9 protein-coding genes are annotated in these 14835 nt (G+C 71.3%); all 9 read left to right on the top strand.

All coding sequences use genetic code 11. The features are described from left to right. Positions 1-70: 70 nt before the first annotated feature. The 9 genes from RVR_RS34735 (at position 71) to RVR_RS34775 (ending at position 14833) form a co-directional block, all read left to right on the top strand. A complete protein-coding gene (locus RVR_RS34735) occupies positions 71-2581 on the top strand; it encodes an ATP-binding protein (protein ID WP_202237891.1) in 2511 nt (836 codons plus the stop codon). Between the two features lie 14 nt (positions 2582-2595). Further along, positions 2596-2853, top strand: coding sequence for a hypothetical protein (locus RVR_RS34740; protein WP_202237892.1), 258 nt, complete (start codon positions 2596-2598; stop codon positions 2851-2853). Positions 2854-3871: 1018 nt separating this feature from the next. Continuing rightward, positions 3872-6094: a tetratricopeptide repeat protein gene (locus RVR_RS34745; protein ID WP_202237893.1), complete on the top strand. Its 2223-nt coding sequence runs from the start codon at positions 3872-3874 to the stop codon at positions 6092-6094. Positions 6095-7065: 971 nt separating this feature from the next. After that, on the top strand, positions 7066-8730 hold the full coding sequence (locus RVR_RS34750) for an ABC transporter substrate-binding protein (protein WP_202237894.1): 1665 nt from the start codon (positions 7066-7068) through the stop codon (positions 8728-8730). Positions 8731-8765: 35 nt separating this feature from the next. Further along, a complete protein-coding gene (locus tag RVR_RS34755; RefSeq protein ID WP_202237895.1) occupies positions 8766-9815 on the top strand; it encodes an ABC transporter permease in 1050 nt (349 codons plus the stop codon). Further along, entirely contained in the window at positions 9812-10711 is a 900-nt protein-coding gene (locus RVR_RS34760) for an ABC transporter permease (RefSeq protein WP_202237896.1), read from the top strand. Before RVR_RS34755 ends, RVR_RS34760 begins: the two co-directional genes overlap by 4 nt. Then, positions 10708-12360 (top strand): dipeptide ABC transporter ATP-binding protein, encoded by a 1653-nt coding sequence (locus tag RVR_RS34765; protein ID WP_202237897.1) that lies wholly within the window; start codon positions 10708-10710, stop codon positions 12358-12360. Before RVR_RS34760 ends, RVR_RS34765 begins: the two co-directional genes overlap by 4 nt. Before the next feature lie 13 nt (positions 12361-12373). After that, positions 12374-13576, top strand: a complete 1203-nt coding sequence (locus RVR_RS34770; protein ID WP_202237898.1) for an acyl-CoA dehydrogenase family protein — start codon at positions 12374-12376, stop codon at positions 13574-13576. Between the two features lie 9 nt (positions 13577-13585). Next, on the top strand, positions 13586-14833 hold the full coding sequence (locus RVR_RS34775; RefSeq protein WP_202237899.1) for an LLM class flavin-dependent oxidoreductase: 1248 nt from the start codon (positions 13586-13588) through the stop codon (positions 14831-14833). Positions 14834-14835: the final 2 nt, after the last annotated feature.

A 14835-nucleotide genomic window follows, 5' to 3' on the forward strand; every position in this document is an offset into this window, starting at 1 on the left:
CCGGTGGACGGCCGTTAGCTTGACGCTGGAGCGGCCGGGCTGTGGACGGCCGGACGACACAGGGGGAGCCATGCCAGACGCGGACGACACCACCTCCTCTCCCACCGGGGCGGGCTCGGTGCACCGGATCGACATCGGCGGCAGCGTCACCGGCTCGGTGGTCGCGGGCGACCACAACGTGGTGGTGGACGCACGGCACGGCTCGCAGGTGACCGTGGTGGCGGCTGCCGAGCGGCCCCGCCCGGAGCGGCGGGAACGGGCCGAGGTACTGCCGCGGGCCCTGCCCGCGCCGGTCGGCCGGGAGGAGGCGGAACAGGCGCTGGCCGCGGCCGTCCGCGGCGGAGGACCAGTGCAGGTGTGGGGGTCGCCGGGGGTCGGCAAGACCACGCTGCTGCGGCACGCCGCAAGGTCCCTGCCCCCCGGCGCCGACGGGACCGTGTTCCTCAGCGGTGCCCGGCGCGACGTCGAGGACCTCGCGCAGGACATCTTCGAGGCCTGTTACGAGGCACCCGGATACGCCCCGGGCCGGGCCGAGTTGACCCGTCTGATGGCGGGGGTGCGGGTGACGGTGTACGTGGACGACGCCGAGATGTCGTCCGATCAGTTGCTGGAGTTGCTGGACACCGCTCCCGACGCGACCTTCGTCCTCGCCACCGCGGAAAGGACGCTGTGGAGCGGCGGCACCGCGCTTGAGCTGACCGGCCTCTCGCAGGATGCCGGACGGAGGCTTCTGGAGCGGGAGTTGGGCGGTGCGTTGGCGGACACGGAGCGGGACGCGGCTGCCGCGTTGTGGCAAGCGGCTGCCGGCCGGCCACTACCGCTGCTGCGGGCTGCGGCCCTGGCCCGCTCCGACGGTTCCGACTCCCGCCGAGAAGGCGGCCCCAGGCTCCCGCGGGTCGCGGAGGTCACCTGCCTGCTCCCGGCACTGCTCGACCAGTTGGCTTCGGATCAGCCGGTGATGGGGGTGCTGCACCTGCTCGCGACTTTCGACGAGGCCGAGGTCGCGGCCGCACACGTGGGGGCGTTGGCCGAGGTGTCGGACCCCGCTGCGGTGTGCGACCACCTGGTGCGCCTGGGACTGGCCCGTCTCGGTGAGCACGGATACGCGTCGGTCGCCGACACGGTGCCGGTGGTGCGCGGGCGGTTCACTGCGCCGTTCCCGGCCGAGCGGCTGTGCGTCCACTTCGCCCAATGGGCGGCGCTCCCCGGCACAACCCCGTCCGAACTGGCTGCTCACGCACCTGTGTTCGAGCGGGTCGCCGAGGCGGCCGAGGCCGCGGGACGGCCCGACCTGGCGGTGCGGCTGGCGCAGGCCGCGGCGCCGGGGCTCGCCCGCTCGCTCAGGTTCGCGGCGTGGGGGCGGATGCTCGGCCGCGGCTGGTTCGCGGCGCGCGCGGCGGGCGACCGGCCGGCCCAGGCGTACTTCCTCCACGAGCAGGCCGTGCGGGCCCTGTTGATCGGAAGGCGGGTGGCGTATGCGGCGCTGCTGGGCGAAGCCGTCTCGCTCGGCCACAAGTTGGCAGCAGGCGCGGCGCACGCCTCCGCCGGCGGGACGGCCCAGGCCGGGGCCGGCCAACCGCCCTTCGACCTCCACCAGTACATGGCCCAGCACACCGCCGGCTCTGCCCACTCCGGAGCGTCGGCCGGCCATGGTGCCCTGGCCCAGCCACCGGGGGGTGCCGGCAACGCCGGTTCCTGGGGCGGCGCATCCGGACACGGCGGCAGCGGCGCGTCCGCCGCGTCGGGCCACGGCACGGCAGGTCCGGCCACCGCGTCGGGGCACGGGGCCGGCAGTACGGCGACCACGTCGAGCCACGCACCCGCCGGTTCGGCCACGGCCTCCGGCCACGGCACGGCAGGCGCGTCCGCCGCCCCGGGCCACGGGGCAGGTGGCACCTCGGCGCTCTCCGGGCACGGTGCGACCGCCGGCAGCGCTGCACACACGTCGGCCGCGGGCGGTGGCTCCTGGGGCGGTGGCACGGGGGCCACCTCGCACCTCGCGGCCTCCTCCGGCGCTGCGACCGCGTCGTCCGGTGCTGCAACGGCCGCGGGGGCGGCCGCCACAGGCGTGAGCACCCTGGTCATGACCGTCGTCTCCCTGATCGCCGCCGCCGCGCTCGTCGGCGGCATCGGCTACGCGGTCAGCTCCTCGGACTCGCACGACAGTCACAGCCAATCGGCCGACGCGCACGGCGCGGCGCAGCCGACCCCGCCGTTCACCTTCTCGCTCCCCCCGGAGCTGACGGACACCTCGACGCCCACCGACGATCCGCTCACGTCACCGCCGGGGTGCGAGGAGGAGAACGACGCGCATGAGAAGGCCGACTCCGCCATGGCGACGGCGCCGACGACGAATCCGGGTGCGGACGAGGCATGGGCCGCCTCGGAGCAGCAGTTGTCGCTGGACCTGGCCGCAGCCGCCGACACGGCGACCGACCCGCAGATCAAGGCAGCCATCCAGAAGGAGTCCGACGACGAAGCGTCCCTCTCGACCGCGATCACCGACGACGACCAGGCGGCGATGAGCCAGTACATCGACGCCGTCTACAACGACGACGCCGCGGTCATCAACCTCTGCTAACTCTAGGAGCCGTCATGGTCCCGCCCGCCCAACCCCCGCGCGCAGGAGACGAGTTCACCGTCTCGATCGGCGGCGACGCATCCGGCCCCGTCGTCGTCGGCCGCGACAACCACGTCGAGGTCCATCAACCGGCCCCCGTATCCGTACCAGAACCGCCCCCGGACGCCGCGGCCTCCACCCAGACCAACACCGCGAAGGACCACGGCACCGTCTACGCCGTCACCGGCGGCGACATGCACATCCACCAGGTGCCCGACGGGAACCTCTCATGACTCACCTCGTGGAGTAGCGGCTCGCTCGGGATCGCTGCCGCGCCGGTGCCGGACGCACTGTCCACGGGCCTCGCGCTCCGCTGGTCGTCGGCCACCTCTACGAGCGCATCCTCTACGAGCACGTCGGCCGCCGCTCTTCGGCGCGGTGTCCGGAGCTGACCACGTCACCGGCCCGACGTGCTCGGCGTCGAGGACGTCGAACCGCGTCCGCTCGGTCCGCGGCGCGGGACGTCCCGAGCACCGGGCAACCTTGAGCAGTCGGACGTTCTCAGCCCGCGGCCACGCCGGCTCCTCCGACACGCCTCCGCCCCCGCACCCTCCTCCGTGCATCCAATGAACTTCAGGGGGAAAAATCGGTGCTTTCTGCACCTACTCCTGATATGGCTGCCAAATGGTCTTCGGGGTGGAAGTCTGGAAGCAACCGGCAGGAGTGGGGGGCTGGAGTGTTGCGCTCAGTGCGGTGGGCAGTGGCGGTCGGCGGGGTGGCGGCTGCGTTCGTGTTGTGCCTGTGGGGGGCCCGCGTGGTGTCGTGGGGGTGGATGCCGCGGGGGGAGGCTGACCGGTGGGTGGTGGCGACGGCGTTTGCGACGGTCGTGACCGGTGCGGTCGGTGCGGCCGTGTTCTGGTGGGCGGGACGGGAAGAGGCTCCCGCGGCGCCGCACTCAGGCCGGCGACGTGTCCGGCAGCGGGCGACGGCGTCCGGCCGGTCACGGATCAGTCAGACCGGGGGGAACCGGAACGCGCCCGTGAGCGGTGTGGGGGCGGGTCCCGGCCGTGTCGTGCAGGATGCGGCTGCCTCAGATGACGCGGAGGTCACCCAGACCGGGGGCGACCAGAACACGGCCGGGCCGACCCGGTGACGGCGGGTGGGAGCAGGCGGGGCCGTATCGGCCAGGAGGCGACGGCCAGGGGCCACGCGAAGATCGTCCAGGTCGGCGGAGATCACATAGAAGTTGCCGGGGACTATCTTGCGGGGCCGGGTCCGGCGCCGCGGGCGCTGGCGTCGCTGCCGCCGGTGGTGGGTGAGCTGACTGGCCGTGACGAGGAACTACGTCGGCTGCTGGCGCTGCTCGATCCGGCAAGCGGGGCAGCGGGTGCGGGGGCGGTGGTGGTGTCGGCGGTGGCCGGGCTGGCCGGGGTGGGCAAGACGACCCTGGCGGTGCATGCCGCTCACCAGGCCGTCGGCCGGGGCTGGTTTCCCGGCGGTCATCTGTTCCTGGATCTGCGCGGGTACGAGCCGGCGGGGCAGGTCACGGCGGAGCAGGCGCTGGGTGCGCTACTGCGGGCGGTGTGCGGGGCCGATGCCGAACTGCCGGATGACCTGGGTGAGCAGGCAGGGCTGTACCGGTCCCAGATGGCGGATCTGAGCCTGGAGCGCGGGGCGGTGCTGCTGGTCCTGGACAGCGCGTCGACCGCTGCGCAGGTGGAGCCTTTGCTGCCGGGCGGGGCAGAGCACCGGGTGCTGGTCACCAGTCGCCATACCCTGGCCTCGCTGCCCGCCACCCTGCTCGACCTGGCCGTCCTGGAACCCGCCGACGCCGCCGCCATGATCGCGAAGTTCCTGGGCGCGGGTGACGTGCGGCCAGGGCGGGAGCCGGGGGCACTGGCCGAACTTGCCGGGTACTGCGGCCATCTGCCGCTGGCCCTGCAGATCACCGCCGCCAACCTCAAGGCCGACCCGCGGCGTTCCCTGGCCGGCTTGGCCGCGGAACTCAGGGACGAGCAGGCCCGGCTGGGTCTGTCCTACAGCGACGAGGGGCAGACCCTGGCGGTGCGGGCCTCGTTCGAACTGTCCTACCGGCGCCTGCCCGCGGCCCAGGCACGGCTGTTCCGGCTGCTGTCGCTCAACCCCACCCCCGAGTCGTCCCTCGACGCCGTCGCCGCCCTGACCTGCACACCAGCGGACGAGGCCCGCCGGATCGCGGTCGGGCTTGCCCAGGCCCACCTGATCGAACCCGTGACCGAGGACCGGTGGCGGATGCACGACCTGATGCGCCTGTACGCCACCGACTTGGCCACCCACCCGGACGGCTACACCGACCAGAGCGATCAGAACAGCCGGGACGACCAGGCAGAGGCTCTCGACCGGCTCCTGGACCACTTCGCGAACACTGCGGACGCCGCCAACGACCACCTGCGGGCCCTGCCCGGCCAGCCGGTACCCGATCGCTTCCGGGACCGCGCCGACGCGCTGGCCTGGCTGGAGGCCGAACACACCAACCTCGTCACCGCCGTCACCCGCACCGCCACCACCCACCCCCGCATCGCCCTCACACTGGCCATATCGCTGGCCGTATTCCTCGGCCGGGGTCGCCATTTCGGCGACGCCATCACCACCGGACACCACGCCCTGGCCGCCGCACGCCGACTGGGCGACCGGCACCGCGAGGGGATCGCGCTGAACAACTTCGGCAACGCCCTGTGGGAGGTCCGCAGGTTCGAAGAGGCGATCGCCGCCTACGACCAGGTCGCCGGCATCTTCCGGGAGACCGGCGACCGGCACCGCGAGGCGGTGGCGCTGGGCAACCTCGGCAACGCCCTGGCCGAGGTGCGCAGGTTCCAGGAGTCCGTCGCCTCCCTCACCCAGGTCGCCGGCATCTTCCGGGAGATCGGCGATCGCCACGGGGAGGGGATGGCGCTGGGCAATCTCGGTGTCACTCTGGCCGAGGTGGGCAGGTTCGAGGAGGCGATCGACGCCCACCATCAGGACCTTGCCATCTGCCGGGAGACCGGCGACCGCCACGGGGAAGGGGCGGCACTGAACAACCTCGGCATCGCCCTGCGGAAGCTGCGCAGGCTCGAGGAGTCCGTCGCCTCCCTCACCCAGGCCGCTGACATCTTCCGGGAGATCGGCGATCGCCACGGGGAGGGGATGGCGCTGGGCAATCTCGGTGTCACTCTGGCCGAGGTGGGCAGGTTCGAGGAGGCGATCGCCGCCTACAACCAGGACCTGGCCATCTGCCGGGAGACCGGCGACCGCCACGGCGAGGGGATCGCGCTGAACAACCTCGGCATCGCCCTGCGGAAGCTGCGCAGGTTCGAGGAGGCCGTCGCCGCCCACAACCAGGCAGTCCTCATCTACCGGGAGACCGGCGACCGGCACCGCGAAGGCGAGGCGCTGAACGACCTCGCGGACGTCCTGAAGGAAGCGCGTGTTTCCGGCCGGATACGGCGCCTGTGGCATGCAGTCACCGGCACAAGACGAGCGGACACGGATCAACCACCGACGACGGACCTCTGAACGATGCCGCTCGACTACCCCCGGCGGCCCGTCAGAGCCTGCGACACCCGCCGGAGCGTCGGTCATCTCCGCGGATCGGCGGGAGGGTCCTGTAGGGCCCGGTTTTCCTGACGACGGACGCCCGGGGCGCGCGCACGCTGACGCCGAACCGTCCGCACCGAAGGAAGCCCGTCGGCGCCGCACTGTGGGCCGCCCTGCGCGACGCCCTGACCGTGGCCCGGAGCCGACCGCGGCGTGCACGCGCTCGTCCTCACCGGCGCGGGGAACGCCGTCAGCTCGGGCGCGAACCTCCCGCGTGCGCCCGGGCGGCCCGGGCGGCCCGGACGGCCCGGATGGACGTGAGCGTGCGCTGGCAGGCGGACGCGGCATCGTCCCGGCGCGCACGCCACGGGCCCGCGGGGACCGCGCGTCGTCCGCGGGCGCGCGGGTCCTGGCGCCTCTGCTCCTGCGGAGAACCGACCTGTCAAGACGACTTCGCGTCTCGCGATCTGGTCCACTCTTGACCGTTCCCGCTCGTGGATGTCAGTCTCTCGCTCATGCCGTGGACCCCGCTGACCAGCTGCCGGGTGGTTGATTACATGTTGATCGCCACCAGCGCGTGTCGCTCCTGCTGACGTTTCTTCCCGCCGACCGTTCTCCCCGGTCGATTGCCGGATTTCGTCAGGCTGTCCACCCCGCTCGTTCCGCCGTTCCCAGCGCCCAGTTCCTTGCGGCCCTGATGTGTGAGCGAACCCGCTTCCCCTTCGTGAACTTCTCGTAACGCGCCACCTGTTCCCACTGCGCCGCGCGTTGCCCTTGAGCGTTGCCCCTGTGCGTTGCCGTTCGCGCCCACCGAGTGGGTGCGAACGTCCCGTGACGCGCTCCCTGTTCTCGCTGCTCCCATGCCCTGCTGCCATGCCCCGCCGCCGTGCGCGCCGCCGCGCCCACCGGGGGTGGTTCCGTGCGGCCCAAGAAGGAAGACAGTCCAGGCCATGACCATGTTCCGTCCGCGCCGTCCATCGCTCGTGCTCGGTGCCCTTGCCACCGCCTCCGCCCTGCTCCTGACAGCGTGCGGTTCATCGGCCGGTGGCTCGAACTCGTCGCAGTCGGGGAGCGGTTCGCCGCAGACCGGCGGCACCCTGACGTTCTACGACCCCGTGCAGTACGAGGACTGGCAGACCACCAACTCGCTGTGGTCGGTGAGCCAGGTGGCCGACAACATCGGGGAACGTCTCATCTGGCAGGACCCCAGGACCGGCAAGCTGGAGCCGTGGCTCGCGAAGTCGTGGTCGATCAGCGCCGACCACAAGACCTACACCTTCCACCTCAAGCCGGACGTCAAGTTCACCGACGGCACCGCGCTGACCTCCCAAGTGGTCAAGGACAACTTCGACCAGCACGGCTTCGGCGACAAGAAGCTGGGCATCCCGGTCGACCAGTTCTGGAACGGCTACGCCGGCACCAAGGTCGTCGACGCCACGACGTTCGAGATCAAGCTGAACACGCCGGACGCCGGCTTCCTCCAGGTGCTGTCGAACTACCGGGCCTCCACGATCCTTGCCGAGTCGTACGTCAAGCGGAACCTGGCCGGGCAGAGCAAGGTCCAGAACTGGGTCGGCACCGGCCCGTTCAGGTACGCCGGCGGCGACGGCGTCAACGAGGTCATCCTCAAGCCGAACCCGCACTACACCTCCTGGCCGACCGGCTCGGCCCACACCGGCCAGCCGTACCTGAACGAGATCGACTTCAAGTACGTCCCGGAGGAGAGCACCCGCATCGGTGCGTTGCAGTCCGGCCAGGCGCAGATCGTCCGCAACCTGTCGCCCACCGATGAGCAGACCGTCGGCTCCTTCGGCGGCCAACTGGAGTCGTTCGGCGTGCAGGGCGAGACGAACGCGCTCGCCGTCCAGGTCAGGCCCGGCCTCATCACCGACGACAAGCAGGTGCGGCTCGCCCTCAACGCGGCCACCGACCGCAAGGAGATCAACCAGGCCGTCCTGTCGTCGCACTACGGCATCCCGATCGGCCCGCTCGTCAAGGGCACGCCGGACGCACCCGACCTGTCGAGCTATCTCGCCTACGACCCGGGCAAGGCCAAGCAGTTGCTGCAGAGCGCCGGTTGGGCGGCGAACTCGGACGGCTACCGCTACAAGGACGGTCAGCAACTGCACTTCGACATCTGGGTCGCGCCCTTCTACCAGGTCTCCGAGCAGGTGCTCGAGGTACTCCAGTCGGAGTGGAAGAAGGTCGGCGTCAAACTGTCGATCCACAGCGTCTCGCTCGACCAGTACGAGGCGATCACAGCGGCCGGCGGTACGGGCGGCGAGAAGTTCTCGTTCAGCCAGTCCCAGACCTCGACGGCCGACCCGAACGTCCTGCGCGTCGACTACGACACCACCCGGGCCAACGGGCTGGGCCAGGACGCGAAGGACCCGGACGCGAAGCTGAACGAGTTGGTGCGCGACCAGGCCGAGACGTTCGACCCGGACAAGCGCGCGGCGGCGGTCAAGGAGACCGGCGAGTACCTGTACCAGCAGGGCTACAGCATCCCGCTCTACGACGAGACGCAGGTCTTCGGCCTGTCGTCCAAGGTGCACGGCTTCGGCACTGAGTCGACGGCTCGCGCCTGGCTGTACGACACCTGGCTGGGCAAGTGACGCGCGGGAATCGGCGAAGGGGCCGGTGAGAACACGTGGGAAGCTACATCCTCAAGCGACTGGCACAGGCGCTCGCCGTCCTGTGGGCGGCGTACACCCTGTCCTTCATCCTCCTGAGCGTGCTGCCCGGCGACGCCATCAGAAACCGGATCAACGCCCCGGACTCCCTGATGACGCCGCAGCAGGCGCAGACGCTCCTGGACTACTACGGATCGAACCGGCCGCTCGTCGAGCAGTACTTCCGCGACCTGTACGGCCTGTTCACCGGTGACCTCGGCTACTCCATCACCAACGGCGGCAAGGTGTGGAGCCTGCTGACGCTCAACCTGCCCTCGACGGCGAAGCTCACCGGTCTGGGCCTGGTGTTCGGGCTGGTCTTCGCGGTGATCGTCGCGCTGCTGATCAACTACGCCAAGTTCGGTTGGCTGCGCGACGTCTTCAGCTTCCTGCCGGCGCTCTTCACCTCGGTGCCGATCTTCGTCATCGGCATCGTCGTGCTGAACGTCTTCGCCTTCGACCTGCACGTGATCCCGCCGGTGGACGACCACACCTTCACGGCGCTGATCGCACCGGCGGCGACGGTGGGGCTGGTGGTCTCGGGGCCGCTGGCCCAGGTCCTGAGCAACTCCATCCGGCTGACCCGGGGCCAGCCGTTCGTCCACGTCATGCACGCCAAGGGAGCGGGGGAGGGCTACATCTTCCGCAAGGACATCCTGCGGAACTCCCTGCTGCCGGTGCTGACGCTGCTCGGCCTGACGATCGGCGAGCTGCTCGCCGGCGCGGTCGTCACCGAGACCGTCTACGGCCGCGCCGGCCTGGGACAGCTCATCGTGACATCGGTCAACACCCAGGACCTGCCGGTCGTCCAGGGCATCGTGCTGCTGACGACGGCGATCTACGTGACCGTCAACTTCTTCACCGACATCGTCTACACCGTCATCGACCCGCGGATCGCGCTCGACGCGAAGACGACCCGCGTCACGCGCGCCAGGCGGGCCGCGACGGCCCAGGAACCCGGCACGTTCCCCGCCGAGGCGGCTGAACCCTCCGACACGCGCGACCCGGTTGAGGTGGCAAGGCCATGACCACAACTGCAGGAACCACCGACCTCCTCGACGCCGGACCCAGGGAGCCGGCTCCCGCCGACCTCGGCAGGTCCCGTGCCGTGACCGGCCTGATGTGGCTCGCCCGGCACTGGAGCCTGGTGCTGGCGGTCGCGATCGTGGCGCTCATCCTGCTGTGGGCCCTCGTGCCCGGACTGTTCACCAGCCAGGACCCGCTGGCCATCCAGCCCACGCAGAAGTTCCTCCACCCCTCGTCAAAGCACTGGTTCGGCACCGACCAGCTCGGCCACGACGAGTACACGCGCATCGTCTACGGGGCCCGCCCGTCGCTGGCCAGCTCCGCCCTGGCCGTCGCCATCGGTGTCGTCGTCGGCTCCCTCGTCGGCGCCGTCTCCGGGTGGTTCGGCCGGTGGGTGGACGCGGTGATCATGCGCGGCATCGACGTCGTGCTGTCGATCCCCGGCTTCCTGTTCGCGATCGTCATCGTCGTCGTCCTCGGCTTCGGCATCATGCAGGCAGCGGTCGCGGTCGGCCTCACCTCCTCGGCCACCTTCGCCCGCCTGATCCGCGGCGAGGTGCTCAAGGCCAAGGCCAGCACCTACGTCGAGGCGGCGGTGACCAGCGGCACCTCCTCGCCGGCGATCCTGCGGCGCCACGTGCTGCCCAACTCGATCGCCCCGACCATCTCGCTCATCACGTTGCAGTTCGGCGTGGCCATCATGTGGATCGCGTCGCTGAGCTTCCTCGGACTGGGCGCCCAACCGCCGCAGCCCGAATGGGGCCGCCTGGTCACCGACGGCCGCAACTACATCGCCACCGCCGACTGGCTCACGCTCTGGCCGGCCGTCGTGATCACCGTGGCGGTTCTGGCCACCAACCACATCTCGCACTTCATCAGCAAGCGGAGCAGCACATGACCCCCACCAACGGCTCCGCCCCCGGGAACGCCGGCGACACGAGCGGCGAACGCCTGCTGGTGGTCGAGAACCTGCACGTCGCCTACAAGGTCGACCGGCGGCTCAAGCCGACCCTGCACGACGTCAGCTTCAGCGTCGCCCCGGGGGAGGTGATCGCGCTCGTCGGCGAGTCCGGTTCGGGCAAGACCACCACCGGCCATGCCGTCCTCGGACTGCTGCCGGAGAACGGCCGCGTCACCGGCGGCCGGATCACCTTCCGCGACCAGGTGCTGACCGACCTGTCCCCGAGAGGATGGCGCTCGCTGCGGGGCCGTGCCGTCAGCCTGATCCCGCAGGACCCGACCGTCTCGCTCGACCCACTGCGCCGCGTGGGCGAGCAGGTCGAGGACACGCTGCTGCTGCACAGCGACCTCGGCGCCGCGCAGCGCCGGCGACAGGTCCACGAACTGTTCGAGACCGTCGGCTTCCGTGACGTCGAACTCCGGTACCGGCAGTACCCGCACGAGCTGTCGGGCGGCATGAAGCAGCGGGTCCTGATCGCCTCCGCGATCGCCGCCGAGCCCGACCTGATCATCGCCGACGAGCCGACCTCGGGCCTGGACGCCACCGTCCAGAAGCAGGTGCTCGACCTCATCGGCGACCTGCGCCGCCGCAACCGCACGGCCGTCGTCCTGGTCACCCACGACCTGGGAGTCGCCGCCGACCGCGCCGACCGCATCGGCGTCATGGAGCGCGGGCGGCTGGTGGAGGTCGGCACCCCCGACCAGATCTTCACCAGCCCGCGGCACCCGTACACCAAGCGGCTCATCGGGGCGGTGCCGGGACGCAGCGCGGCGCCCGTCCGCGACACCGCGGCGGTCGAGGAGCGCGAGCCCGTCATCACCGTCACGGACCTGCGCAAGTCGTACGGCGGCATCGACGCCGTCGCCGGCACGTCGTTCGAGGTACGCCGGGGCGAGACGTTCTCGATCGTCGGCGAATCCGGCAGCGGCAAGTCGACGACAGCCCGCGTGCTCGTCGGGCTCACGGAAGCGACCTCGGGTTCCGTGTCCGTCCTCGGCAAGGACATCACCCGGCTCGACCGGCGCGGCTACCGGCCGCTGCGCAAGGACGTCCAGATCGTCCACCAGAATCCGTACTCGTCCTTCGACCCGCGGTTCGACGTGTTCGACGTCGTCGAGGAACCGCTGCGGGCCTTCCAGCCCCCGCAACTGCCGTGGAAGCGCAGGAAGGCCAACCGCGACCGGATCGTGGCCGCGCTGGAGGCGGCCGCCCTGCCGCCGTCGTTCGCCGACCTGCACCCGGCGGAGCTCTCGGGCGGCCAGCGCCAGCGCGTCGCCCTCGCCCGGGCACTCGTGGTCGAGCCGAAGATCCTCGTGCTCGACGAACCCATCTCGGCGCTCGACGTCTCGGTCGCGGCGCAGATCCTCCACCTGCTGGGGGACCTCCAGCGCGAGCGCGGGCTGACCTACGTCTTCATCTCGCACGACCTGGCCGTCGTGCGGGCGATCTCGAACCACGTGGCGGTCATGCAGAACGGGCGGATCGTCGAACAGGGGCCCGTCGACGACGTCTTCAGCCGGCCGTCGTCGCCGTACACGCAGAACCTGCTGGGGGCGATCGCCGGCCGGAAACTCGTCCACCTCTAAACGATCGAGGATCATGAACACCACTGTTGCCTCACCCTCCCTCCAGCAGGCCCGGGCCGCGTTCGCCGCGGTCTTCGCGGAATTCGCCGAAGGAGCAGGGGAGCGGGACCTCAACCGGGAGAACCCCGTCTCCCTCGTCCGGGCGCTCGCGGACGCCGGCTTCGGCCGACTGCGCGTGCCGGCCGAGCTCGGCGGCTTCGGCGTGGACCTCCCGACACTGTTCGAGCTGCTCGCACAGGCCGGCGAGGCCGACTCCAACGTGCCGCAGATCCTGCGCGGCCACTTCACCACCGTCGAGATCCTGCGGCACGCCGAGGACCAGGAGACCGCGGCCCACTGGCTGCGCAAGGTCGCCGCCGGCGCCGTCTTCGGAAACGCGCAGTCGGAACACGGCGGACCGGCGTTCGAGACCACGACGAGAGTCGAGTCCGTCGACGGGCGGCACCTCGTGTCGGGGACGAAGTTCTACTCGACGGGGTCACTGTACGCCGACTACATCCGCGTCGCGGTCGCGGACGACGAGGGCAACCGCTGGTTCGCCGTCGTACCCGCCCGGCACCCCGGCGTCGCCCACCTCGACGACTGGGACGGCGTCGGACAGCGCCTGACGGGCAGCGGCACGACGGTCTTCGACCGGGTGCCCGTCGCGGACCACGGCGAACTCGGCCGCTACAAGGAGGACCTGCGCTCGCTCAACTCCTTCGTGCAGCTCGTGCACCTGGCCAACCTGACGGGCATCGCCCGCAGCCTGGTGGCCGAGACCGCCGCCGTGGTGCGGGCTCGCAGCCGCACCAGTCTCCACGCCCTGTCCGACCAGGCCGCCTCGGACCCCGACGTACTCGGCGTGATCGGGCGCCTGTACGCACACCGGTTCACCGCCGACGCCGTGCTGCGCCAGGTGTCCGAGGCACTCCAGAGCGCCGAGGCCGCCGACACCCCCGACGCCTTCGCCCAGGCCTACATCGAGACCTCGGCCGCGCAGGTCGCGCTCGTCGACACCGTTCTGGAGGCCGCCAACCTCGCCTTCCACGCCGGTGGTTCCTCCGCCGTGCGCGAGCGGGCCCACCTGGACCGCCACTGGCGCAACGCCCGCACGCTCGCCTCGCACAACCCCGTCGTCTACAAGCCCCGGGTGATCGGCGACTTCGTCGTCAACGGAGCCGGCCCCGTCAACGGCTACGACCGGGGTCGCGCCTCCGCGGCCGCCGGCAACTGAGAGGTCCGCATGGCCAAGCAGCTCCACATCAACGTCAACATCCTCAACTCCGGTGTCTTCGGCGGCGCCTGGCGCCTGCCGGGCAGCGACGCGCTCGCCGCCTACTCGATCGACCACTACACCTCGATCGCCGAGAAGGCCGAGGAGGCCGCCCTCGACGCCGTGTTCCTGGCCGACGGCCCGGTCATCGAGCCGATCATCCGGCACCGTCCCGGCAACAGCTTCGAGCCCTCGACCGTGCTGGCGCGCATCGCCGCCCGGACCTCGCGCATCGGCCTCATCGGCACCCTCTCCTCCAGCTACAACGACCCCGCCGAACTGGCCCGCCGGATCGGGGACCTCGACCACGTCAGCGGCGGCCGGGTCGGCTGGAACGTCGTGACCACGGCCGGCGCCGCCGCCGCCCGCAACTTCGGCCGCGACGAGGAGCCCGAGCACGCGCTGCGCTACCGCCGCGCCGGCGACTTCACCGAGCGCGTCGTGCGCCAGTGGGCCGCCCGCGAGGAGTTCACCTCACCGCAGGGCCGACCCGTGGTGGTGCAGGCCGGCGGGTCGCGCGACGGCAGGCGGCTCGCCTCCCGGGTCGGCGAGGTCGTCTTCTCCGCCGCCCAGGACATCGACGAGGCCAAGTCCTTCCGTGACGAGATCCGCGCCGGCACCGCCGAGTTCGGGCGCCGCCCGGAGGACGTCGTGATCCTGCCCGGCCTCTCCACCGTGGTCGGCAGCACCGAGCAGGAGGCACGCGAACGCCGCGAACTGCTCGACGACCTGCTGCCGCTGGCGTACGGCCGGACCCGGCTCGCGGGCCAGCTCGGCTTCCCGCTCGACGACCTCGACCTCGACCGGCCGATTCCGCGGGAGCTGCTGACCGACCCGGACGAGGCCGGCGGTTCGCAGAGCTTCTACAGAATCGTGCGCGCGATCATCGAGAGCGAGCATCCGACGCTGCGCCAACTGCTGCGCCGGCTCTCGGGCAGCAGCGGCCACCGCATCGTCGTCGGCACACCCGAGCAGATCGCCGACGACATCGAGCACTGGTTCCGCTACGGCGCCGCCGACGGCTTCAACATCATGCCCGACGTCCTGCCGTCCGGCTTCGACCACTTCGTCGACGGTGTGGTCCCCGAACTCCGGCGCCGCGGCCTGTTCCGCAAGGAGTACGAGGCGGACACGCTGCGCGGCCACCTCGGCTTCCCGATCCCGCCGGCCCCCATCGCCTTCGACGTGTCCGAGCAGGCGCTCGCGACCGCACGCTGAGC

Source organism: Streptomyces sp. SN-593 (assembly GCF_016756395.1).
Taxonomy (GTDB): Bacteria; Actinomycetota; Actinomycetes; order Streptomycetales; family Streptomycetaceae; genus Actinacidiphila; species Actinacidiphila reveromycinica.

Bases quoted from the DNA above. Each gene is read 5' to 3' on its own strand.
- RVR_RS34760 (WP_202237896.1), top strand. From the start codon at position 9,812: ATGACCACAACTGCAGGAACCACCGACCTCCTCGACGCCGGACCCAGG.
- RVR_RS34740 (WP_202237892.1), top strand. From the start codon at position 2,596: ATGGTCCCGCCCGCCCAACCCCCGCGCGCAGGAGACGAGTTCACCGTC.
- RVR_RS34775 (WP_202237899.1), top strand. From the start codon at position 13,586: ATGGCCAAGCAGCTCCACATCAACGTCAACATCCTCAACTCCGGTGTC.
- RVR_RS34770 (WP_202237898.1), top strand. From the start codon at position 12,374: ATGAACACCACTGTTGCCTCACCCTCCCTCCAGCAGGCCCGGGCCGCG.
- RVR_RS34765 (WP_202237897.1), top strand. From the start codon at position 10,708: ATGACCCCCACCAACGGCTCCGCCCCCGGGAACGCCGGCGACACGAGC.
- RVR_RS34735 (WP_202237891.1), top strand. From the start codon at position 71: ATGCCAGACGCGGACGACACCACCTCCTCTCCCACCGGGGCGGGCTCG.
- RVR_RS34750 (WP_202237894.1), top strand. From the start codon at position 7,066: ATGACCATGTTCCGTCCGCGCCGTCCATCGCTCGTGCTCGGTGCCCTT.